Raw genomic sequence first — 22,444 nt, 5'->3', positions numbered from 1 at the left:
ACTTCCACCCCTACGGCACCGGGAGGAGAAACCGTCCCTCTACGACAGCGGGAGTAGGCGCGCGCGCCATGGCGTCACGCGGATGGGAATGTTCCATCTCGCCCGTGAAGTGCGGGGGGTTCGATCCGAGCGGGCGTGTCAAGGTGTCCGATCAACCGAGGTCCGCGTCGTGTACCAGGATCGCCGCCTGCACCCTGTTGGCCACGCCCAGCTTGGCGAGCAGCCGGCTGACGTGCGCCTTCACCGTGGCCTCCGCCAGTTTGAGCTCCCGCCCGATCTCCGCGTTCGACAGGCCGCGGGCCAGTGCTCTGATCACGTCCTCCTCCCTGGCGGTCAGCGATGCGAGCCGGTTACGCGCGGACTCGGCGCGGGAGGGTGCCCTGCCGGCGAACGACGTGATCAGCCGCTTGATGACGGTGGGGGACAGCATCGCCTGGCCCGTCGCGACCGTGCGCACGGCGGCGGCCAGCTCCCGGGGCGGGGTGTCCTTGAGCAGGAATCCGACCGCGCCCAGTCGTAGCGCCTCGTGGACGTACTCGTCCAGGTCGAAGGTGGTCAGCATGATCAGCTTGGGGGCTTCGGGCGCGGCCAGGATACGTGCCCCGGCGGCCAGGCCGTCGGTGCCGGGCATGCGCACGTCCATCAGCACGACCTGCGGCCTGAGCCTGCCGGCGGCGGCGATCGCCTCGTCGCCGTCGCGGGCCTCCCCGACGACCACCATGTCGCCCGCCGCCTCCAGGATCATCCGCAGCCCGGACCTGACCAGCGCCTCGTCGTCGACGATCAATACACGGATCATGTGGCCGGGATCCCGGCCACGACCTGGAAGCCGCCCTCGTCCCGCGGCCCGGCCTCCAGCCTGCCGCCGACCAGCTCGACGCGTTCGCGCAGGCCGACCAGTCCCCAACCGGAGCAGGGCAGGTCGCCGGAGGCGCCGGCCGAGGGTTCGTTGCGCACGACGACCTCCAACTCGGCGGGCCGGTAGCGGACGAACACGTCGGTCCTGGCGTCGGCGGCGTGCTTGTGCACGTTGGTCAGCGCCTCCTGGACCACGCGATAGGCGGTGCGTTCCACCACGGGACCGAGCGGGCGCGCGGTCCCTTCGTCGTGACGGGCTACCACGATGCCCAGCGCGCGGGTCTGGTCGAGCAGCCGGTCGAGGTCGGCCAGCGTGGGTTGCGGGCCGCGTACGGAATCCTGCGATCGCAGCACGCCGAGCACCTCGCGCAGGTTGCTCAGCGCCTCCCTGCCGGTACCGCCGATCAGCGCCGCGGCCTCGGCCGTGCGCTCGTCAGGGGCGCTGACCTCCAGGGCGCCGGCGTGCAGGACCATCAGCGACACCCGGTGCGCGACCACGTCGTGCATCTCCCGTGCGATGCGCGCTCGCTCCTGAGCGCGTGCCTGCTCCGCGCGCAGCACCTGCTCGCGCCGCAGCTGTTCCGCTCGCTCGCGCAGCGCGGCGAGCACCTGCCGCCTGGCGCGGACCCACAGCCCCGCCACCAGGGGAAGTCCGAGCATCGCGCCGCTCGTCAGAATCACGTTGGCCGGAGTGCCCGCGACCAGCGCCCGGTACCCACCGCTTCGGTGGGAGACGAGAGCACTGAGCGCTAAGACGGCGACCGCGCTCCCGACGTAGAGCCACAGGTCACGGCGGCGCAGGCGGGTGCCCGCGTAGTAGGAGGCCGCGACGGCGGCGGGCCACATCACCAGCCACGCGTAGGCGACGGCGCCCACCGCGGCGAGCGGTCCCAGGGAGCGCCTGGCGCGGGCCGCGGCCACCGCCGACGCCGCGGCGACGGCCACGAGCACGGGACCGGGCAGCGTCGACTCGACGCCCACCGAACCGGCCGCCGAGGCCATGGAGAGAAGGAAGACCGCCGCGCCGAGCGCCCACGGTGTGATCCGCTCGATGATCCCGGCGTCGCCGTCCGTCATGATCAGAGGCTATAGGGCGACCCGGACAACGTCCCCCTACGAAAGTCGCGGGTGCCGGGTGACTTTCGCCGGGGACGGTACGGCCGCGCCATGCCGCATGGTCGGGGACATGAGGAAGACAGCCGCCGCGAGCGTGCTCGCGTTCTCCGTGTTCTCGGGGCTCACCGGTATCGGTACGGCGGACGCCGCCGCGCCCGCCCCCGCCCCCGTCCTGCCCGCGCCGACGGGCGGTCACGCCGTCGGGCGGTCGGTCATGCACCTGATCGACTCCAGCCGCCCCGACCCGTGGGTGGCCGGCAGGAAGGCGCGCGAGCTGATGGTCTCGGTCTGGTATCCGGCGCGGAAGGCCGTGGGCCGGCCGGCCCGGTACGTCACGCCTCGGGAATCGGAGTTGATCATCAAGAGTGTGCCGCAGCTGAAGGACGTGCCGCCGGACACGCTCGCCAGGACGAAGACGTACGCCCGCGTCGACGCGCCCCCGCTGAGGCGGAGGCAAGGATGGCCGCTGGTGGTCCTGTCGCCCGGCATGACGTTGCCTCGCGCGACGATGACCTCGCTGGCCGAGGAGTTCGCGAGCAGGGGATATCTGGTGGCGGGCATCGAGCACACCTACGAGTCCGTGGCCACCACGTTCCCCGATGGCAGGACCGTCACGTTCGAGGCGGGCAAGGGCGGCCAGACCCCGGAGCTGGGGGCGAAGGTCGCCCGGGTCAGGGCCGCCGACACGACGTTCGTACTGGGCCGGCTCGAGAGGAGCGAGCACTGGAACCGGCTGATCGACGAGACGAGGATCGCGATGGTGGGGCATTCGGTCGGCGGTCAGAGTGCCGCGCACCTCCTGCCCGTGAGCCGGAAGATCAAGGCCGCGGTCAATCTGGACGGCTCCTACAACCCGCCGACGCCGGCGAAGCCCCTCGAAAAGCCGTTCATGATGATCGGCAACCCCAGGCAGGAGCCGAACAGCGGTGGAAAGAAGGGTTCCTGGGACCTGTTCTGGCCGCATGTGACCGGTGACCGGAAGCGCTGGCTGACCGTGACAGGCGCCGAACACATGAGTTTCGTCGACTACGCGGTGCTGCAGGCACAACTCGGGCTGCCGGATCACCCGATCGACGGCGAGCGCTCCATAAGGATCACCCGCGCGTACGTCACCGCCTTCCTCGACCTGCATCTGAAGGGCAGGCGTCAGCCGCTGCTGGACGGGCCGTCCACCGGTTACCCCGAGGTGAGATTCTGGTAGACGGCGGACCACGACCGCTTCGACCTCCCCGACCGGGTATCACCCCAACCGTCCCGAACCGAACGCGTCCCGGGAAACGATCGCCTCCCGTACGAGGAGCGATCTTCCAAGATCCCGGATCTTGATTCGCGTGGGGGACAGGAATGACAGACCCCCGCCGGAAACCTCACCCGCGGACCGCTGTTGGACGCCGAGCGCCGCCCGGACCGTGCGCACGCCGCGGTGCGCCGGGCGCCCGAGCCCGGGGGCCGGACGCGTCCGTCGAAGCGGATCGAGCCGGCTACACCTGTGCGGACACGTGCGGGTCGCGGCTCGACACGTCAGCCGGCACGGTCGAGGCGGGCGCCGTCGTCGTACGACTCGCGGGCGTCGAGCAACTCGTCCCAGTGCTCCTGCGTCCAGGCGCAGGCGATCGCCATCGGCCCGAGCATGCTGTGGCCGAGTGGGGTCAGCTCGTACTCGACACGCGGGGAAGCGCCGGCGTGGGCGGTGCGCTTGACCAGCCCGTCCCGTTCGAGGGAACGCAGTGACCGGGTGAGGACCTTGGGCGTGACGCGGCTCAGCGGCACGCGGAGTTCGGAGAACCGGCGCGGCCCGTGTTCGAGGCAGCGGATGACGAGCGCCGCCCACTTGTCGCCGAAGCGGATCGGATTGAGCGAGGACGGGCACAGCTCGTCGAACATGTCGGCGGGCAGGGGTTCCCTCATGGCCTCACGATAGCCGGTATCCCGGCGGTAACCGCAGCCCCCGATAGCGTCCGCGAAGCGGCCGGGCGGATGGGATCCGGCCCCGGTGAAAGGTGGTCCACCATGAACATCGTGGTCTTCGGCGCTGGCGGCAGAGCCGGTAGGCAGGTCGTCGCCGAGGCGCACCGGCGCGGGCACCGGGTCACCGCCGTGGTGCGTGACCCCGCGGGCCACGGCGACCTGGCCGACGTACGGGTGGTGGCGGGCGACGTCACGGACGGGACGAGCGTCGCGGATGCGGCCGCGGGGCATGACGCGGCCGTCAGCGCCGCCGCGGACCTGTCGGTACCGCCTCACGAGTTCTTCACCGCGTCGGCCCGTGCCCTGACCGGCGGGCTGGCGAAGGCGGGCGTGCGCCGGCTGGCGGTGGTCGGCCTCGCGTCGATCATGCCTGGGGCGTCGGGTGCTCCCCTGATGGACGAGCCCGGTTACCCCGACGAGTACCGCGACTTCTATCTCGGCCACGCGGCGGGACTCGCCGTGCTCCAGGGCTGCGACCTGGACTGGACGTACGTCGCGCCGGCCGGCGACTTCGACCATGCGGGCACGCGCACCGGCCGGTACCGGATCGCCGATCACGCGGATCCGGCCAGCAGGATCACCTACGCGGATTTCGCGATGGCGCTGCTCGACGAGATCGAAGCCCCTCGCCACCACCGCGCCGCCGTCAGCATCCGGGAAGCGTGATGCCCGAGGTCCGCGACAGCCCGGATCCCTGGATCGCCGAGCACATCCGTCGTTTCCGGGAGACCGGCGGCCGGCCACGGCCAGGCGTGAACGATCTGCTGCTGACGACCCGGGGCCGGAGAACCGGCGAACTGCGCCGCACCGCGCTGGTCTACGGACTCGACGGCGAGCGCTACGTCCTGGTGGCCTCCAACCGTGGCGCGGACCGCCATCCGGCCTGGTATCTGAACCTGCTCGCCGATCCGTGTGTCACCGTGCAGGTCGGTACGGAGACCTTCGCCGCGCGAGCGCGTCCCGCCGCGGCCGCGGAGCGTCCGCCTCTGTGGAGCCTGATGGTCTCGGCGAGACCGGAGTACGCGGCCTACCAGGAGCGGACCGCCCGTGAGATCCCCGTGGTCCTCCTGGAACGCCGGTGACGACCGGGCACGGTGCTTCCGGGACGCTCCGGGCGGCGGCCGTCGTCCGACCGTGGACGGGTGCCGCGTGATCCGATGAGGCGATACCGTCCCATCATGGAATGGGCTGGCTGGCGGCGCGGTGGAAGGGACGTCACCGACGCGGCGGTGGCGGTCGCCGTGGCGCTGCTCATCAGATACGCCATCGTCGATCCGCCGGGGTCGTCGTCACCGTGGCCCGCGTGGTCGGCCTGGCCGGTGGCGGCGGTCCTGAGCTTCCCGATCGCCGTCCGGCGGCGTCGGCCGTGGGCCATGCTCGCCGTCGCGTGCGCCGCGGGCGCGGGGGTGACCGTGGCCGGCGCCGTCGCGGCGGGCGCGATCTGGCTGACCTTCGTGCCGACCGTGCTCGTGCTGTACCTGGTCGCCACCACCGTTTCGATCGCCTGGTCGGCGGCGGGCCTGGCGGCCTGCCTGTCCGCCGCGGTGACCGCGATCCTGATCTTCTACGCGCAGGTGTTCCCCGGTCTCGAGCTCGCGGCGACGCCCAGCGAGATGCCGGCGGCCTGGCCGATCGAGATCGGTACGATCGGTGTGCTCCTGACCGTCGCCTGGGCCGTCGGAACGGCCGTGCGCTGGAAGCGGGACACGACCGCCCGCCTTGTCCGTCACCTCGCCGACGCCGCGGTGACCGACGAGCGCAGGCGCATCGCCAGGGAACTGCACGACGTCATCGGCCACAGCATGAGCCTGATCGCCGTCAAGGCCACCGTCGCCAACCACGTCGCCGACGCCCGCCCGCAGGAGGTACGCGCCGCGCTGGCCGTCATCGAGCAGACCAGCCGCAGCACGCTCGCCGAGATCCACCGGGTGCTCGACCTGCTGCGCTCCGACGGCGATCCCCAGCAGGACCCCGTACCCGCGCCCGGCGTGGCGGACCTGCCCGAGCTGGCCGCCCACGCCCGCTCGGCCGGAGTCGAGGTGGAGCTGACCGTCCGTGAGGAGGCCGGCCTGCCCGCCGCGGTCGCGATGTCGGTGTACCGGATCGTGCAGCAGGCCCTGACCAACGTCGTCACCCACGTGGGGCCGACCCGCTGCGCGGTCACCGTGGACGTCGGCGGGCGGGAGGCCGTGATCGAGGTCGTCGACGACGGCCCTCGCCACGGCCGGCCGCCGCGCGCGGGCCACGGCGGACACGGCGGTCACGGCGGTCACGGCCTGATCGGCATGCGGGAACGGACCAAGCTGTACGGAGGCACGTTCGACGCGGGGCCCCGGCCCGAAGGGGGCTTTCGCGTGTCGGCTCGACTGCCCTACGCCCCGGACGGCACCGCGGCATGAGCACTGACGGCATGAGCACTGGCGGCATGAGCACTGACGGCATGAGCACTGGCGGCATGAGCATCGACGACATGAGCACCGACGACATGAGCACCGACGACATGAGCACTGGCGGCATGAGCACCGACGACATGAACACTGACGGCGTGAGTACCGGCCCCGCATCGCACGACTCGTCCCCGCCGGTCCGGGTCCTGCTCGCCGAGGACCAGGTCCTGATCCGCGACAGCTTCAGGATTCTCATCGACGCCACACCGGGGCTGGCCGCCGTGGGCGAGGCCGGCACCGGCACCGAGGCCGTGCTCCTGGCCCGCCGGCATCGGCCGGACGTCGTCCTCATGGACATACGGATGCCGGACATGGACGGCATCGAGGCGACCCGGCGTATCTGCGCCGACCCCGACTGTGCCGGGGTGCGCGTACTGATCCTCACCACGTTCGACCAGGACGAATACGTGTACGCGTCGCTGCGGGCGGGTGCGAGCGGCTTCCTGCTCAAGAGCGCCACGGCGGCCGAGCTGCTGGCCGCCATCCGGGTCGTCGCCTCCGGTGAGGCGCTGCTCGCGCCCACCGTCACCCGCCGGCTCATCACCGAGTTCCTGCAGGACCCTCGTCCCACCCAGGTCGTACGGGGCCTCGATGACGTCACCCCGCGCGAGCGCGAGGTGCTCGCCCTCATCGGCAAGGGGATGTCCAACGCCGAGATCGCCGAGCACCTGCATCTCACCGTCGGCACGGTCAAGACCCACATCGGCCGCCTTCTGGCCAAACTGCGGGCCCGGGACCGGGCCCAGCTCGTCATCGCCGCCTACGAAGGCGGGCTCGTCACCAATCCGCACGGCCGCCGGTGACCGGTTCGCCCTTCCCTGGACGAGGGCACGCCTCCGCGCGTTCGTCGGCTCTGTCGCCGCTCCTGGGGTGGCCGGCTTCGGGGCCGGAGCGGGATCCGCTTTCTGAGCGGACCGAAGCCGGCTCGCCCGCAGCCCCGCCGCTTGGTCGACTTCACTCGCGTGTTCCGTCTTTCGGCCTGGACCGAGTTCCAGGGAAGTCTTCCGGTATGGACTGAGATCCAGGGAAGTCTTCCGGTATGGACCGAGTTCCAGGGAAGCGATGTGCCGGCTCAGCGGCGTACCACCGGTCCGGATCGTCATCCTCTCGGGCCGAAGGCCGTCATGAGGACATGCACGCCGATGAGGACGGCGACCCAGATCATGGCGCGCCTGGTCGGCGGGGGACCGCCACGCAGCAGCGAGATGCCCAGGGGGATGAAGGCGAGGCAGAGGCCGCCCACGGCGATGAAGGACTGTGGTTCGGTGCCTTTGAGCGTCCCGAGCGCGAGCGCCGACATCAGGCCGAGCGCGATCGAACGGCCCAGCCCCAGGGCGCCGGAGCGGTAGGCGCCGATGGCCAGCACGACCCAGCCGAAGAAGGCCGGACCGGACATGGACCTGAACGGGTGCCAGACCGTGTCCCGCCATGCCAGGTAGTAGCCGTCGATGCCGGTGAGCATGGTCTGCAGGCCGAGGGTGTCGGTCAGGTGAAAGGCCAGGTGATCGGTGCCGAACTGGAAGGTCCGGGTGAACAGGCCGACGATCACCAGGCAACCGCCCCAGATTCCCCACAGCGGGTTGGTGGCGGCGATCCTCTGCGCCAGCGTCATGACCGCCGGCCACAGCAGCACGAACCCGCTGGCGAAACAGACGTAGGCGGCGGTGATGAGGGCGGGATGCTGGGTGTAGGCGGTGAGCTGGTAAGGGACGAAGTAGTAGAACGGGGAGCGCAGGAGAGTCCCGGCCATGATCAGGGTGGGGCCGCCGATCAGCGAGATGGCGCTCACCCATCGGCCGGGAAAGGGGGGTTGGCGGTCCAGGTTGGCGGCGGCGTTGGCGGCCCGCCGGTCCGCGCCGGTCTGCCGCCATCGCGTGACGCGTCCGCGAAGATCAGTGCTCATGGGTTGCTGCCCGTCCTGTCCGTGTCGGTGTGCCCGGACCGGTATGTCCGGGCACACCGAAATGGTGAGGGACGACGCGGGGGGCGCGCGTCTGGCTCGGGTCGCATCTTGGTGGGCGGGCACGAGCAGGGGGTGCGACCCCAGACGGATGCGGGTATCTGACCGTGGGCAGATGCCGAGTGATGCGTCGGGGCGATGACTTCGCGTCGTGGAGTGGCGGCGGGCCCATGTCGTAGCGGACGTCCAGGACAACCGGCGGGCGGGAGTCGATTCCCGGCCGCAACGCTACGGACCGGGCCGGAAACCGAGTTCGCTCTGCTCAGAGCAGATCTGCCGCAGGCAGATCGTGTCGACGCCGATCCGGATCGCCCCACATGATGGGCGCATGGGCGAAGAATCGAAACTTCCACTGTTCGACGCGCGGGTGAGACGTCAGCTTTACGATGGGCGCGTTCTCGTTCTCGACGGTCCTCTCGATGACGACAATGGGACATTGCTCGCCACGCAATTGATAGCACTCGCCACGCAGGACGAGTCGGCCGACATCGCATTGTGGATTCACTCCCCGGGCGGCTCGGTTCCGTCGATGCTTGCGATCCGTGACATCATCCGGCTCATTCCCTGTGATGTATCGACCCTCGCGATGGGCATCGCCTACAGCGCCGGGCAGTTCCTGCTCTCATCGGGTACCCGGGGGAAGCGCCGCGCCCTGCCGCACGCACGTGTCCTGATGCACCAGGGCTCGGCCGGAATCGGTGGCACCGCGGTCGACATCGAACTGCAGGCCGACGACCTTCGGCATACTCGTGACACGGTGCTCGGTCTCATCGCCGATGACACAGGTCAGCCCGTAGAGCGCATATTCGAGGATTCCCTGCATGATCGCTGGTACACGGCGCAAGAGGCGCTGGACTACGGCTTCATAGACGCGATCGTCCAGAGCTTCGACGAAATAGCGCCACACGATCGCCTGCGGTCCGGATTCGGCGTCACCGAAGGAGCCGGCCGGTGAGCACGTACACGATTCCCAACGTCATCGCCCAGAATCCTCGCGGTGAGCGGATCATGGATGTCTACTCGCATCTTCTCACCGAGCGAATCGTCTATCTGGGAACCGCGATCGATGCGGGCGTCGCGAACGCGCTCGTCGCGCAGTTCATTTTTCTGGAGTCAGAGAGTCCGGATGCCACCATACAGTTCTATATCAACTGTGAAGGCGGGGACCCGAGTGCGATGCTCGCGATATATGACACCATGCGCTATATCCGCCCGCAGGTTGAGACAACCTGCGTTGGACAGGCCGTCGCGGTGGGTGCGGTCCTTCTCGCCGCGGGCGCCGAAGGAAAACGTGCCGCTCTCCCGCACGCACGGGTGATCCTGCACCAGCCGGCTGCTCAGGGGCGCGGAACGATCCCCGATCTCATCTTGCAAGCCGACGAGGTCGTACGTGTCCGAGCGGACATGGAGCGCATACTGTCACGGCACACGGGCCAGACCGTCGAGACCCTACGTGCCGACACCGACCACGATCGCGTGTTCACCGCGACCGCGGCCTTGGAGTACGGGCTCCTCGATCAGATCATCGAGGAGCGTTCACAGGCTCGTGGATGATCCCGGCAGGCCGCGCTACGCGGCCAGAGCATACGCCGCCGAGCAGGTGGCACCTCTCGACGTGCTGCTCTGAGCGGACCGCAGGCTCGTGCCGCTCTGAGCGGACCGCAGGCTCTCGGCGACGGCAAGGGTCAGATCGACCAGGGTGACATCCAGCGCGCCGGCGACCGCAGCGATCATTTCGCTCGATGGCTCTTTGACGCCTCGTTCCATCTCGGAGAGATACTGCGGCGAGACGCCGGCGCGACGCGCCGTCTCGCTCAACTTCTCGCCCCGCTCGTGACGAAGACCTCTGAGACGCTCACCGAGCACGTGCCGCCACAATGGCTCGCGAGCCGGAGACGACGTGGGATCGGTCCGATCGATCGCCGGCCGTAGCGGCGGGACAGAGGAGGCCATATCTCACCATAGGTAGATGGCGCGTTCGAGTCTTGCCGACTTCGCGCAGAGCGGAACCGTCTCCGGCTCCTCCGTCCCGCCCTCGGGGGCGGTGAGGATCGCTCGTACAGACGTGCCCCGGATCAGAGGCCGTGCCCGAGAGATCGGGGGCGGCCTTCCGCATCGCTGGGTGACCGATCGAATGACCGGTCCCGCTACGGGGAGTCGCGTCCTGAGATCGCCATCACGACCGCGGTCAGGATCGGCCGACGTGAAGGCAAACCAGGATTGCCCGCCTTTTTGTCTGTTTCATGGTGATTGGTTCCACTTTGAGGGTGTACGCATGCCTTTACGGCCATGTGATCTGAACAGAACTCGGGAGGTGTCACCATGCGCGCAGCGCGGATGCACGGCTACAAGCAGCCACTGCAGATCGACGAGGTTCCGGTTCCCGAACCGGGCCCGAACGAGGTTCTCATCAAAGTCCGGGCCACCGGGATGTGCCGCAGCGACGTCCAGCTCGTCGACGGCTACTTCCCGCTGGAGCTGGAGTTCCCCTACATTCCCGGCCACGAGATAGCGGGCGAGGTCGCCCGGCTGGGCGCGGACGTTCCCGCTTCGGCCGGCCTGTCGGAGGGGGACCTGGTGGTCGTGAACCCCGCCTGGGGCGACGGGACCTGCCGGCAGTGCCACGAGGGCAACGAGCAACTGTGCACCGGCAGCGGGGGGTGGATCGGCTTCGGGCCACCCGGAGGCTTCGCCGAGTACGTCACCGCTCCCAGCCGCCATCTCATCCGCGTCGACCCGAGCGCGGGTCTGACGCCCGAGTACCTCGCGCCGCTGGTGGACGCCGGGCTGACCCCCTACCGGGGGATGAAGAAGCTCCGCGCCACCGGAAGGCTCGGACCGGGACGCACGGTGGCCGTCAGCGGCATCGGCGGCCTCGGAAGCTACGGCGTGCAGTACGCCCGGCTGCTCGGCGACGGAGCCACCGTGGTCGCCTTCGGCCGCAGCGACGACAAACTCGCGGTGGCGGAGCACAACGGCGCCGACCACGCGATCAACACCCGGGGCAAGGTGCCCGACCAGGTACGGGCCGAACTGGCGGAGCTGACCGGCCGCGGCGAGATCGACGGCGCCCTGGACTGCTCCGGAGCCTCGCAGTCCCTCGAGCTCAACGCCGCGCTCCTGGCGTCCGAAGGAAGCCTCGTGTCGGTGGGCCTGATGGGCCGGCGCGTCGAGTTCCCGATATTCCCGTTCGTCTCCGGTGAGAGAACCTTCTCCGGGTCCTTCTGGGGCAACCACAACGACCTCACCGAGGTCCTCGCCCTGGCCGGCCAGGGCCGGATCAAGCACACCGTCACACCGGTCAAGCTCGACGACCTCAACGACAGGCTCGACGCGCTGGCCCGAGGCGACGTGATCGGCCGCCAGGTCGTCGTCTTCGACTGACACCTGAAACGTCCTCCGCAGCCCTCTGCGAGGGGGTCACTCCGGTGACCTCGCGCGATCAACTGTCACCTGTTCGGCCGTGGTCGAGCTCGCGCTCGTCGCGGAGAGTGGTCGTCGCCCGGGGCACAGCGGTTCCAGGGGTCGCCGACAGCAGTAGTGGCAGTGGTCATGCGGCTGATCTGCCGGTCGGTGTGGCCAGGCATCCGGGCGAGTGGCCAGGCGTTCGGACGATGAGCGTCTGGCCTACACGATGGGGCGATCAAGCTCGATCAAGCCGAAACCGAGCTGGCTGTACAGCTCCAGCTGGTCGTAGTATTCCCGTTGCGCAATGATCACACCGTTGGCGACGTGGTACGCGCATGAAGCACGCATGGTGATGCGACGTCCGGTTCCTTCCACCTCACGCCCTCCAGGTATGAGGAGAGGTCCCATGTGGGTGCCGGTAACCGTCCATTCCGTGACCACGGGATCGCCATGGGCGACCTCGAGCCACGCCGTCTTGTGAAAGTCCGGGAAGGCCTTGAAGAACTGCTCGTAGAACCAGGCGATCTGCTCCTGTCCTTCTGCCATGCCCATTGGTGATATGAGAACAGCGTCCGGACTGTAATGCTGGAGCAATTGATATAGATCGTGAGCATTGATCGCTTCGGACAACCGGTCTTTGAGCTCCCAGGGTTCAGGCATGTAAGTGGCCCTTCGATGATGCTGGACGAGGCGTCGGGCTCGCCGAGGCCTTCGAAGTCATCGGGATGACGGATGTTTCGGTGCTCGGGCGGCGTCGAGTCGGGGCCGAAGCCTCGACGGCGCTCCTCCAACGCTACTCAGCATCGCGTCAGGCGCTGATCCTGATGGCGTTGTACGGACACCACGGAAAGTGTCGCTGTTTCTCGACAAACCCATGAAAATGACAACAATGCAAAAGGTTCGGAATCGCCCTGGCTCGTAGTGACGGCCGGCCGTCACGAGCGTGACGCCGGTTCCGCGGCCGCCTCTGGGCAGAGGGGGGATCCACGGCCTCGAGTGTGGCGACGGTGTGGAGGTATGGGGCAGGTAGCGTGCAAACCATCGTACGGATGAGGCATCGCCCCTACCGTCGCAAGGTATGCAGACAGTGGATGTACTGGTCGTGGGTGCGGGCCTGGCCGGCCTGCGCACAGCCCGCCTGCTCGCGCGACGGGGACTGAGCGTGATGGTGGTCGACCGCCGCAGGTCGCTGTCGGCGGGCATCCGCACGACAGGGATCTTCGTGCGCCGTACCCTCGATGACTTCGACGTGCCGGATCACCTGCTCGGGCCGGGGATCCGGGACGTGCTGCTGTATCCGCCGTCGCGGCGGGCGCCGATCCGGCTCACCAGCGACCGGGACGAGTACCGCGTGGCCGACATGGCGGCCGTCTACGAGCACGAGCACCGCGCGGCGGAGTCGGCCGGGGCACGGGTCCTCCTGGGCGTACGGTACGTCGGCGCGTCAATGGGTTTCGTACGGTTCGCGGATGCGGAACCGGTGACGGCCCGGTTCGTCGTCGGCGCGGACGGCGCCCACTCCCGGGTGGCCCGTGATCTCGGCCTCGACGTCAACCGGCGCTTCCTCACCGGTGCCGAGATCGTCCACCCGATCGCGTCGGGCACGACCACCCCGGCGTTCCACTGCGTGCTGGACCCCCGGATCGCTCCGGGGTACCTGGGATGGGTCGTCGACGACGGCCGGCATGCGCATGTCGGCGTCGCGGGGTATCCGAACGCGATGCGCACCGGCATCCGCCACCTGCTGGACGCCTTCGCCGCGGACGCGCCCGGCAGCACACCACCGGCCGGACCGGTCGAGCGCCGGGGTGGTCCGATCCCGGTCGGCGGTGTGCTGCGGCGGTTGGCGTGCCCCGCCGGCCTGCTCGTCGGAGACGCGGCGGGCGCGGTGTCGCCGCTGACGGCCGGTGGGTTGGACCCCTGCCTGCGCATGTCCGAACTGGCCGCGGCGGTCACCGCCGGGTACCTGCGTACTGGCGACCAGCGCATGCTCAGCCGGTACGACGGGAACGCGTTGCGGACCCGGTTCCGGGGCCGGCTGTTGCTGCGCCGCGTGTTCGCCGGCATCCGATCCCCCGCCGCGGCGGAGGCGGCGGTGGCCGCGCTGCGCGGTCGTGCCGGTCGTGCCCTGGCGGCGCGGATCCTGTTCGGCGACGGCTCGTTTCCCGAAGTCAGCTCACAACTCGCGGACCTGGCGATCGACCACCCTCACCGGTGACGCCGGCCGGCTCGCCTGTGACGGAGCGGGCGCACGTACGTCCGCGGTGGTCCTCCGCGGACGTACGTGCCTTTCGCGCGGTGGCCGCCGAGGCCGGAACCATGCCGGTCTGATCCGCTTCCACGCACGTCATCGTCCTTCGTGCCAGGCCCCGTCTCGTGCGAACCACGGCCCAGGACGGTCTGGACCGCCGGTTTCACCGGACAGCACACGGTCGACCGCCGCCACGAGCAGTCGCGCCCTGTCGGTGCCGGTGGGCCCCACGCGCGTCCTGCCGGTCTTCCCGGCTCGGTTGCCCCGATCGATGCGACTCAGAATCGCGTCCCCGAATTTTTCCGGTGTCCGCAAGCCGCCCAGGACCTCCGCACGGACGTCCTCGTCGAGAAAGTCGTCCCTGGCGATGACGGGTAGTCCCGCGAGGGCGGCCTCCCACACCGTGATTCCCTGTGTCTCCGTGACGGAGGCGGTGGCGAAGACGTCGACCCGGCGGTAGAGGTCCGACAGTGTCCGGCGCTCCACGGGGCCCACCACGAGCAGGTTCGCTCCCAGACGCAGCCGCGCCGCACGCAGCCGAAGCCATGTTCTCGGGTCTTCGCACGGGCCCACAAGGATGAGAGCCGCTCGTGGCCGGCGCTCCACAACGTGCCCGAACGCCTCCACGAGGAAGTCGATCCCCTTCTCCCGGCTCAGACGGCCGACGTAGACGATGCGGCTTCCCTCCGAAGTGGCTTCGATGGACTCGACCAGCCCTTCCGGCGGTGTTCCTCCCCTCAACTCCGATTCCTCGACGCCGGTGGGCAGCACGAAAACAGGCCGCTCGGCTCCCAGGCCCTTCAGGTAGGAGGCGGTTCCGGCGGACGGGGCGACCACCAGGTCGGCGGCATCGGCCACGTACGCGAGGATTTCCCGGATGACGCCGGACCCGCCGGCGCGGGCCGCCTTCCTCGTCAAATCGCGGCATGACCGGACACCTCCTCCCCTCAGAACGATGTATGCGGGAAGTATGAACAGCCACGCCAGCCGATATCTGTTGAGGTAGGACTCGAAATCCGTATGCCAGGAGAGCGCGACAGGCGATTCCAGCCGGTGCGATGCGCGCAGGGACGCCACCCCGAGAGAACCGATGGTCTGGACGGAGATGAAATCCGGTTCGAAAACGCGAATGATTCTGGCGATGCTTTTCGCGGAGGCCAGGGAGAGCGGATACCCGTCCAGCGGAGTCCTGAACGACGAGACGCGCCACCGCCGCGTGCCCGTTTCGTCCGCCCAGTACTCCGAGCGCCGCCCCGGAAAAACCACTCCCACGTCGTGGCCGGCGGAGACAAGGCCGTGAATCAGGGATTCGACGGAGACCGCCACCCCGTCCATCCTCGGCGAAAAAGAATCCGTAACGATGAGGACGCGCATTCCAGGCTCCAGTTGATGCGACACATACGCATGTCGCCCCGTCCAGGACGGTGATCGTCGATTCTACAATGCGTAAAGGCGGATCGCGCATTCTTCCCACGCGCATTCTTCCCATGCGTATTCGAAATCCTCGGGGCGCGAGCGGCGGTACCGGCCCACGGCGAACGGTCCCGCCGGCAGGCGACGGCCTGGATCGTGAGGGTCGGGGCCGGGCCGCTCGCCGTCGTGATCGGCGAGCGACATCAGGGTCTCCCGGGTGGTGGGCAACCGCCGGACCTGCTCTCCGGCTTCAGCGGACGACGGGAGGCCGGTCCGTGACACCGGGCCGGTGTCGCCGCGGGGGAGCCGGCGACAAAGCAGGGGCCGTACTGGCCGGGACCGGCCCTGTGGCCGGGCATGACGACAGGTGTCGCGCTGTTCCTGTCCCTCAGTACAACGAGCCGGTCTCCGGCGCGGCGGAGTACGCCATGATCGAGGCCGGCCGGTAGTCCGTAGCGAGCCGGTAGCCCGGCGGCCGGGCCGGCCGCCCTGCTCATGGCGGCATCTCCGCGTTCACTCGCCAGAGATCTTCACGGTCAATCGCCAGAGACCGCTGAGGCGCGTGGCCGCACGGCGGTGGTGGGCGGGGCTTGAGTCTCAAGCCGCTTGAGACCCCATAGTGACGGCATGGACGACAACGAGCTGTATCCGATCGGGGACGTGGCCCGCCGGACCGGTCTGAGTGTCAGCGCCATCCGGTACTACTCCGACGCGGGGGTCATCGCCCCCACACGTGTGACCGAGGTGGGCTACCGCCTGTACGACGTCCGGGCGATCGCCCGTCTGGAGCTCATCCGCACCCTTCGCGACCTGGACGCCGGCCTGGACGACATCCGCCAACTGCTCGACGGCGAGACGTCACTGCACGATCTCCTGGTGACACACCTGGAACTCGTCGAGCGTCAAGAGCGTGACCTCCGGGCCAGACGGGCCGTGCTGAGGACCCTTGTCAAGCAAGGTGGCACGGCCGCGCAGGTGGCCCTGATGCACAGACTCGTCTCGATGCCCGATGAGGAGCGCGAGCGGCTCGTCGACGATTTCTGGAACGAGGTCGGCGAAGACCTCGACGTACCCCCCGGTTTCGTCGAGCGGTTGCGGACGATGCGACCGCGGCTGCCGGAGGACCCCGCCGCCGTCCAGCTCGAAGCCTGGATCGAGCTGGCCGACCTGGTACGGGGCGAGGAGTTCCGCGGCGCGGTCCGCTCCTATCTCCGGGACACCTACGGCACGTTCCCGGGACGGCGCCTGGCCGCCGCGCCGGTGTGGGACTTCATCCACCGGGAGGGGGCGAAGGTCGGGGAGGAGGTCGTGGAGGCGTACCGTTCCGGGCTGCCGGCGGACTCCCCCCGGGCGCGGGAACTGGTCGTCCGCATGGCGAACGCGACCGCCGAGGTCTTCGGCGGGCAGGCCACGGCCGAGTCACGGGACCGATTGGCCGCGGCCTTCCTCCTCGTCGAGAAGGCCCAACGCGAGGACTCCCAGGAGGAGGCCCGGTACGACGCCACTCATGGCAGGTATCTGTCCCTGGTGTCCGTGATCAACGGGACGCCGCCCGATACGGGCGAGGAGGGTCCCGTGCTCTTCAGGTGGATCGCGGCGGCCCTTCGTGCCTCGGCCCGGCCCGCCGTCCGCGACGAAGCTTGAGCACCTCCACGCGGCGCCTCGGACGGATCGCGCGGAACCACATCCCGTTCGATCGCCTTGGTCGGGCGGGATCCCCTCGTTCCCCGGTCGGTGCGGTCGTCGACGAAGGATCGCCAGGCCGTCAGCGGATCACCCTTGACCGGATCACCCTTGACCGGCACGCCGGTGAGCCGGCCGCGGAAACGAACCTGGAATGCGCGGCCGAGGTGTTTGTGCGGCACCCCGCACTACCGCGGCCTGCCGTCAGCGCGCCCCGTCGACGAGAGCGCGGTCGGCGGGTTGCCGGACAGGTCCGTGGCCACTTGACCTCGACTCCGGTTGAGGTTGGAGACTTCTCTGCGCCGGTGTACGGGTGGGCCGAGTGCGGGGGAGCGATTGACATGCGGGTGGTGCAGGCGACGCGTTTCGGAAGTCCGGAGGTGCTGGTCCCGGGCGAGCTGCCGGATCCGGTCGCCGGGCCGGGCCAGGTGGTGGTCGACGTGTCCGTCGCGGGCATCACGTTCGTCGAGACGCAGATCCGGCGTGGTGTCGACAAGTGGCACGACAGGCCCGCACTGCCGTACGTGCCGGGGGGTACGGTGGCCGGCCGGGTGGCTTCGACCGGGGAGGGCGTGGACCCGAGCTGGTCCGGGCGGCGCGTCATCGCCGATGTCGGGGAGACCGGCGGCTTCGCCGAGCGTGCGGTGACCGTCGTGGAGAACCTGATCCCGGTGCCGGAAGGGCTGGGGCTGCCCGAGGCCGTCGCCCTGCACACCGACGGAGGCACCGCGCTGGGTCTGGTCGAGGGAGCCCGGATTCGTCCCGGGGAGTGGGTGCTGGTCGAGGCGGCGGGTGGCGGCGTCGGCAGCCTGCTGGTGCAGCTGGCCCGGGCGGCCGGTGCCAGGGTCGTCGGGGCCGCGCGCGGCGCGCGGAAGCTGGACCTGGCCCGTGACCTGGGCGCGGAGGCCGTGGTCGACTACTCCGATCCGGACTGGACGAAGCGGGTACGCGAGGCGACCGGCGGTCCGGGCCCCGACGTGGTGTTCGACGGGGTCGGCGGGGAGATCGGCCGGGCCGCGTTCGAGGCGACGGCGGACGGCGGCCGTTTCTCCGTCCACGGTGCTTCCAGCGGAGAGGTCACGGTGATCGATCCCGCTCGGGCGCGGCGGCACGGAGTCGAGGTGATCGGGATCGAGCAGCTCTTCGGCTTCGGGCCGAAGATGCGGCACTGGGCCGAGCGGGTGATGTCGGAAACGGTGGCGGGCCGGATCCGGCCGATCATCGGCCAGACCTTCCCCCTGGAACGCGCCGCGGACGCGCACGCCGCGATCGAGTCGCGCAGTGCCCTGGGGAAGACTCTGCTCCTGATCTGACGGTGTTCCAGGGCGATGTTCCAAGGCGGTGTTCCAAGGCGGTGTTCCAGGGCGATGTTCCAAGGCGGTGTTCCAAGGCGGTGTTCCAAGGCGGTGTTCCAGGGCGGTGCTCCGAGGTGGTGCTCCGAGGTGGCGTTCCGGGACGCCGCCCTGTCGTCGCGGTACCGGGGCGAGGGAATGCCACTCACGTCCCTCCGCGCCGACCGCGTCCTGCCGTGACCGGGCCCGCGCCGACCGCGTCCTGCCGTGACCGGGGAGACCCGTACGCTGCCCGCCCTCGCGGCGGGACCGGTCGGGACGCCGTTCTCATGTGCGGGCCGGCCGGTCCCGGTTTCCGCGCCCGTCGCACCGTCGCGGGCCGGCGGCTCCGTCCGATCCGGTGCGACGGGTGGTCACCCCAGGTGGATCGGGGTCACGCGCGGAACGCGGGGCTAGCGCTGGATGGCCTTGAGCTCCGTGAACTCCTCCACACCCGCGCGGCCCATCTCCCGTCCGTTGCCGGACTGCTTGTACCCGCCGAACGGGGCGAGCGGGTTGAACCGGGCGCCGTTGATGTACACCTGCCCGACCCGCAGCCGCCCGGCGATCCGCAGGGCGTGCTCGTCCTCGCCGAACACGGCGGCGTTGAGGCCGTAGATCGTGTTGTTGGCGATCTCGACCGCGTGGTCCTCGTCGTCGTAGGGGATGACGGACAGCACGGGTCCGAAGATCTCCTCCTGCGCGATCACCGAGTCCGGGTCGACGTTCGCGAAGACGGTCGGCCGGATGTACGCGCCGTGCTCCAGGCCGGGGATCCGGCCGGGGCCGCCGGCGACGAGGGTCGCCCCGTCCGCGATGCCGCGTTCGATGTAGCCGTTGACGCGGCTCCACTGCCGCTCCGACGCCAGGGGGCCGAGCCGGGTGGCCTCATCGGTGGGGTCTCCGACGGTGTAGGCCTTCGCCGCCGTGACGAGCATCCGCACGATCTCGTCATGCCGGGCCGCCGGGACGAGCATGCGGGTCCACGCTCCGCAGGCCTGACCGTTGTTGGTCCAGGCGTAGACGAGCGTCTCGTCGACCGCGTGGTCCAGGTCGGCGTCATCGAGCACGAGGTTGGCGGACTTGCCGCCCAGCTCGAGCCCGACCCGCTTGACCGTGGCCGACGCGACGACCGAGACGCGTTTGCCCACCTCCGTGGAACCGGTGAACGAGACCATGTCCACGTCGGGATGGGCGGCGATCGCCTCGCCGACGACGGGCCCGGATCCGTAGACCACGTTGAACACGCCCGCGGGCATTCCCGCGGCGCTCGCGGCCTCGGCGAACAGCCGCGCCGTCAGGGGGGCGAACTCGGCGGGTTTGAGCACGACGGTGTTCCCGGCCAGCAGCGCGGGTGCGATCTTCGTCATGACCTGCTGGAGCGGGAAGTTCCACGGCGTGATCGCGCCGACGACACCGACGGGCTCGCGGACGACGAGGGAGTTGCCGATCTCCTCGGTCCAGGGGAACCCGGCCGCGAGGCCGGCCGTCGCGGACGCGACCGCGACGGGGAAGCCCGCGTGGCCGAGGCGGGCCAGGGTGATCGGGGCGCCCATCTCGGCGGTCACGGCCTGCGCGATCTCCTCGTTGCGCGCGGCCAGCTCGTCGGCCAGCCGCTGGATGATCGAAGCCCGCTGTGCCGGTTCGGTCGCCGCCCATCCGGGAGAGGCGGCCCGCGCCGCCGCGACGGCGCGGTCGACGTCGGCCGCGGTGCCGGCCGGGATCGTCGCGACGACGTCGCCGGTGGCGGGGTTGACGACGTCGATGGTGTCGCCGTTCCCGCCGACGATCGCGCCGTCGATCCAGTGACCGGTCACGCTCAGGTGCTCATGTGTGGGTGTCATGGCCTCAACGATTCACCGCGTGGAGGACGACATCCAGGTCGAGATGATCCGCGGATAACGAGGAAGACCCTGGTCAGGGCAGGGACACGTTGTCCGTGGACACAGGGAGCACGGATGCCGTCGCGAAGCGCGAGGCTTGTCCGGTGGTTCGGCGGACCGGCCGGGAAGCGCCGGCCGGACGACCTCGGAACGGCCTGCCACCGCGTACCGGTCCCGCCCGGTCACGGCGGCCCCTTGAGTAGGTTGTGGTGATGCGGAGTCGTTCTCTCGCCGGGCGAGCCCTGGCCGGTTCGGGCGAGGGGGCACGGCCGCTCCCGGACATCCTGGCCGCGGTTCTCGTCGTCGGGATGTTCTGGCTGCCGCCGACGCTCGCCGTCGCGGACCGGTCGCGTCTGGTGGCCGGGCTGGCGCTGGCCTCGGTCACCGGCGGGGCGATGATCCTCCGGCGGCGTTTCCCGGCCGGATCGACGGTGATCGCCGGGATCGCGACGGTCGCGGGGAGCGTCCTGGGCGTGTGCCAGGATCCGCTGCTCGCCACGGCGTGGTGCCTGTACCCCCTCGCGATCGCGCACGCGGCCCGCACCCGTGCGCTCGTCCTCGTGCTCGTCTGTCTCCTCGCGGGGCTGGCGGCGGTGACGGGCGTCCCGGCGGGGGACGCGAGTGGGGCCGGGCAGCGGCTGGTCCTCGCCGTCGCCGCGTTGAGCGTCGCCTGGCTGCTCGGTACCGCGGCGGGCAGGCAGATCGCGGCCGCCCGGGAGGCGGAGCGAGCCCGGGTGCAGCTGGAGGTGGCGCGCGACGTGCACGACGTGGTCGGTCACGCGCTCGGGGTGATCAGCGCGGAGGCGGGCGTGACGCGGGCCCTTCCCGACGCCGGGGAACAGGAGTTGCGTGACTCGCTGGCCGACGTCGAGGCGCACGCGCGGAGGGCGCTGGAGGAGGTACAGGCTTTCGTACGGGCGCTTCGTTCCGCTCCCGGCTCGCCGGCGAGCGCGGGGTCGGGACCGGGCTCGGGAGGGACGGCAGCGGGACCGGCGGGCGCGAGGGCCGGAGGGGCGGCGGCGGGAGTCGCGCGGCTGCCCTCGGTGGTCGCCGCGACGCGCGCCGCCGGGGTGGGCGTCGAGGCCCGGATCGAGGTGAACGGTCACGTCGACGACGTGGTCGGAGCGGTGGTGTTCCGGATCGTCCAGGAGTCGCTGAGCAACGTGGTGCGGCACGCGCCGGGCGCGGGCTGCGCGGTGGACGTGCGCGAGGACGGGGAGACGGTCGTCGTGCGTGTCCGCGACCACGGACCCGGAGCCCGGAGCCCGGACGGAGGTTCCGGATTCGGCCTGCGGGGGATGCGGGAGCGGGCCCGGCTGGTGGGCGGCACCGTGACCTGGGGGAACCACCCGGACGGCGGGTTCGACGTCACCGCGCGCCTCCCCGCGGGAGGTGCCCGGTGAGCGCGGCGGAACGCGAGGTCATCGGCGTTCTCCTCGCCGACGACGACGAGCGTTTCCGCGGCGTGTACCGCAAGCTGTTCTCCAGGACCGAGGGGTTCCGGGTCGCGGGGGAGGCCGCCGACGGGGCGGAGGCGGCCAGGCTCGCCGGTGCGCTGAGACCGGCGGTTGCGCTGCTCGACGTGCAGATGCCGGGTACGAGCGGGCTGGAGGCGGCACGCCGCATCCTGCGGGACACGGGCACCCGTGTGATCATGCTGACGACCTTCGACCTCGACGAGTACGTGCACGAGGCGCTGACGCTCGGAGCATCGGGGTTCCTGCTGAAGAACGCGTCCCCGCCGGAGGTGCTCCAGGCGGTCCGTACCGTCCACGCGGGCAACGCCATGCTCGCCCCCGAGGTCACCGCGAGGCTGATGCACCGGTTCGCGCCGCGCCGCCCCGGCCACCGGCACGCGTTCGCGGGCCAGGTGCTCTCCGAGCGGGAGATACAGGTCATCCGGTTCGTCGCGCGCGGATACTCGAACCAGCGGATCGCGGACGAGCTGTTCCTGAGCCTGGAGACGGTCCGCACGTACCTGCGGCGCACGTTCGCCAAGCTCGGGGTGAACGACCGCACGCACCTGGCCGTGCTCGCCTACGAGGCGGGACTGCTGCACGAGCCCCGCTAGGTGTCTACTTTCGGGTGACGCGAGGGGGCGCTTCCCCGCCGCAGTCTGGAGCCGT

22 protein-coding genes are annotated in these 22,444 nt (G+C 70.3%); 13 read left to right on the top strand and 9 right to left on the bottom strand.

The window, feature by feature from the left end:
* Positions 1 to 151: 151 nt before the first annotated feature.
* Both AB0G15_RS30520 and AB0G15_RS30515 read right to left on the bottom strand, forming a co-directional pair.
* Positions 152 to 799: a response regulator transcription factor gene (locus AB0G15_RS30520; RefSeq protein ID WP_362846380.1), complete on the bottom strand. Its 648-nt coding sequence runs from the start codon at positions 797 to 799 to the stop codon at positions 152 to 154.
* Positions 796 to 1,935, bottom strand: coding sequence for a histidine kinase (locus tag AB0G15_RS30515; RefSeq protein WP_362846378.1), 1,140 nt, complete (start codon positions 1,933 to 1,935; stop codon positions 796 to 798). Before AB0G15_RS30515 ends, AB0G15_RS30520 begins: the two co-directional genes overlap by 4 nt.
* A gap of 109 nt (positions 1,936 to 2,044) precedes the next feature.
* Between AB0G15_RS30515 and AB0G15_RS30510 the strand changes: the two genes are divergently transcribed.
* Positions 2,045 to 3,175 carry an alpha/beta hydrolase gene (locus AB0G15_RS30510; RefSeq protein ID WP_362846376.1) on the top strand — a complete coding sequence of 377 codons (1,131 nt, stop codon included), beginning with the start codon at positions 2,045 to 2,047 and terminating at the stop codon, positions 3,173 to 3,175.
* A 320-nt stretch (positions 3,176 to 3,495) separates the two neighbouring features.
* Here AB0G15_RS30510 and AB0G15_RS30505 read toward each other — a convergent pair whose 3' ends face one another.
* Positions 3,496 to 3,882, bottom strand: coding sequence for a helix-turn-helix domain-containing protein (locus tag AB0G15_RS30505; RefSeq protein ID WP_362846374.1), 387 nt, complete (start codon positions 3,880 to 3,882; stop codon positions 3,496 to 3,498).
* A gap of 102 nt (positions 3,883 to 3,984) precedes the next feature.
* Here AB0G15_RS30505 and AB0G15_RS30500 point away from each other — a divergent pair, with 102 nt between their 5' ends.
* The 4 genes from AB0G15_RS30500 to AB0G15_RS30485 all read left to right on the top strand — a co-directional run bounded on the left by AB0G15_RS30500 (position 3,985) and on the right by AB0G15_RS30485 (position 7,192).
* Positions 3,985 to 4,608 carry an NAD(P)H-binding protein gene (locus tag AB0G15_RS30500; protein ID WP_362684718.1) on the top strand — a complete coding sequence of 208 codons (624 nt, stop codon included), beginning with the start codon at positions 3,985 to 3,987 and terminating at the stop codon, positions 4,606 to 4,608.
* A complete protein-coding gene (locus AB0G15_RS30495; protein ID WP_362846372.1) occupies positions 4,608 to 5,024 on the top strand; it encodes a nitroreductase family deazaflavin-dependent oxidoreductase in 417 nt (138 codons plus the stop codon). The genes AB0G15_RS30500 and AB0G15_RS30495 overlap by 1 nt, the downstream gene beginning before the upstream one ends.
* 96 nt (positions 5,025 to 5,120) lie before the next feature.
* On the top strand, positions 5,121 to 6,341 hold the full coding sequence (locus tag AB0G15_RS30490; protein ID WP_362846370.1) for a histidine kinase: 1,221 nt from the start codon (positions 5,121 to 5,123) through the stop codon (positions 6,339 to 6,341).
* Between the two features lie 131 nt (positions 6,342 to 6,472).
* A complete protein-coding gene (locus tag AB0G15_RS30485) occupies positions 6,473 to 7,192 on the top strand; it encodes a response regulator transcription factor (protein WP_362846420.1) in 720 nt (239 codons plus the stop codon).
* A gap of 296 nt (positions 7,193 to 7,488) precedes the next feature.
* On the opposite strand, the gene AB0G15_RS30480 is transcribed toward AB0G15_RS30485, so the two are convergent.
* Positions 7,489 to 8,292, bottom strand: a complete 804-nt coding sequence (locus AB0G15_RS30480; protein ID WP_362846368.1) for a hypothetical protein — start codon at positions 8,290 to 8,292, stop codon at positions 7,489 to 7,491.
* A 385-nt stretch (positions 8,293 to 8,677) separates the two neighbouring features.
* On the opposite strand from AB0G15_RS30480, the gene AB0G15_RS30475 reads away from it, so the two are divergent.
* Positions 8,678 to 9,304, top strand: a complete 627-nt coding sequence (locus AB0G15_RS30475; protein ID WP_362846366.1) for an ATP-dependent Clp protease proteolytic subunit — start codon at positions 8,678 to 8,680, stop codon at positions 9,302 to 9,304.
* Entirely contained in the window at positions 9,301 to 9,903 is a 603-nt protein-coding gene (locus tag AB0G15_RS30470; RefSeq protein ID WP_362846364.1) for an ATP-dependent Clp protease proteolytic subunit, read from the top strand. Before AB0G15_RS30475 ends, AB0G15_RS30470 begins: the two co-directional genes overlap by 4 nt.
* Positions 9,904 to 9,918: 15 nt before the next feature.
* On the opposite strand, the gene AB0G15_RS30465 is transcribed toward AB0G15_RS30470, so the two are convergent.
* Complete coding sequence (locus tag AB0G15_RS30465; protein ID WP_362846362.1) at positions 9,919 to 10,215, bottom strand: helix-turn-helix transcriptional regulator; 297 nt, start codon at positions 10,213 to 10,215, stop codon at positions 9,919 to 9,921.
* A 456-nt stretch (positions 10,216 to 10,671) separates the two neighbouring features.
* Here AB0G15_RS30465 and AB0G15_RS30460 point away from each other — a divergent pair, with 456 nt between their 5' ends.
* A complete protein-coding gene (locus tag AB0G15_RS30460; RefSeq protein WP_362846360.1) occupies positions 10,672 to 11,733 on the top strand; it encodes an NAD(P)-dependent alcohol dehydrogenase in 1,062 nt (353 codons plus the stop codon).
* Positions 11,734 to 11,976: 243 nt separating this feature from the next.
* Here AB0G15_RS30460 and AB0G15_RS30455 read toward each other — a convergent pair whose 3' ends face one another.
* Positions 11,977 to 12,417: an ester cyclase gene (locus tag AB0G15_RS30455; protein ID WP_362846358.1), complete on the bottom strand. Its 441-nt coding sequence runs from the start codon at positions 12,415 to 12,417 to the stop codon at positions 11,977 to 11,979.
* A gap of 418 nt (positions 12,418 to 12,835) precedes the next feature.
* Here AB0G15_RS30455 and AB0G15_RS30450 point away from each other — a divergent pair, with 418 nt between their 5' ends.
* The gene (locus tag AB0G15_RS30450) at positions 12,836 to 13,975 is read left to right on the top strand and encodes an NAD(P)/FAD-dependent oxidoreductase (protein WP_362846356.1); all 1,140 of its coding nucleotides are present in this window, start codon (positions 12,836 to 12,838) and stop codon (positions 13,973 to 13,975) included.
* 129 nt (positions 13,976 to 14,104) lie between these two features.
* On the opposite strand, the gene AB0G15_RS30445 is transcribed toward AB0G15_RS30450, so the two are convergent.
* Complete coding sequence (locus tag AB0G15_RS30445; protein WP_362846354.1) at positions 14,105 to 15,382, bottom strand: glycosyltransferase; 1,278 nt, start codon at positions 15,380 to 15,382, stop codon at positions 14,105 to 14,107.
* Positions 15,383 to 15,445: 63 nt separating this feature from the next.
* Entirely contained in the window at positions 15,446 to 15,625 is a 180-nt protein-coding gene (locus tag AB0G15_RS30440) for a hypothetical protein (RefSeq protein WP_362846352.1), read from the bottom strand.
* A 423-nt stretch (positions 15,626 to 16,048) separates the two neighbouring features.
* Between AB0G15_RS30440 and AB0G15_RS30435 the strand changes: the two genes are divergently transcribed.
* Together AB0G15_RS30435 and AB0G15_RS30430 are read left to right on the top strand one after the other, a co-directional pair.
* On the top strand, positions 16,049 to 17,065 hold the full coding sequence (locus AB0G15_RS30435; protein WP_362846350.1) for a MerR family transcriptional regulator: 1,017 nt from the start codon (positions 16,049 to 16,051) through the stop codon (positions 17,063 to 17,065).
* Positions 17,066 to 17,445: 380 nt separating this feature from the next.
* Entirely contained in the window at positions 17,446 to 18,417 is a 972-nt protein-coding gene (locus AB0G15_RS30430) for a zinc-binding dehydrogenase (RefSeq protein WP_362846348.1), read from the top strand.
* A gap of 431 nt (positions 18,418 to 18,848) precedes the next feature.
* On the opposite strand, the gene AB0G15_RS30425 is transcribed toward AB0G15_RS30430, so the two are convergent.
* A complete protein-coding gene (locus tag AB0G15_RS30425; RefSeq protein ID WP_362846346.1) occupies positions 18,849 to 20,279 on the bottom strand; it encodes an aldehyde dehydrogenase family protein in 1,431 nt (476 codons plus the stop codon).
* Positions 20,280 to 20,530: 251 nt separating this feature from the next.
* Here AB0G15_RS30425 and AB0G15_RS30420 point away from each other — a divergent pair, with 251 nt between their 5' ends.
* Both AB0G15_RS30420 and AB0G15_RS30415 read left to right on the top strand, forming a co-directional pair.
* Complete coding sequence (locus AB0G15_RS30420) at positions 20,531 to 21,721, top strand: ATP-binding protein (RefSeq protein ID WP_362846344.1); 1,191 nt, start codon at positions 20,531 to 20,533, stop codon at positions 21,719 to 21,721.
* Positions 21,718 to 22,389: a response regulator transcription factor gene (locus AB0G15_RS30415; RefSeq protein WP_362846342.1), complete on the top strand. Its 672-nt coding sequence runs from the start codon at positions 21,718 to 21,720 to the stop codon at positions 22,387 to 22,389. Before AB0G15_RS30420 ends, AB0G15_RS30415 begins: the two co-directional genes overlap by 4 nt.
* Positions 22,390 to 22,444 lie beyond the last annotated feature (55 nt).

Origin of the sequence: Streptosporangium sp. NPDC023825, assembly GCF_040639575.1 — a bacterium.
GTDB lineage: Bacteria > Actinomycetota > Actinomycetes > Streptosporangiales > Streptosporangiaceae > Streptosporangium.
This window is presented reverse-complemented; position numbering and strand designations above follow the sequence as displayed.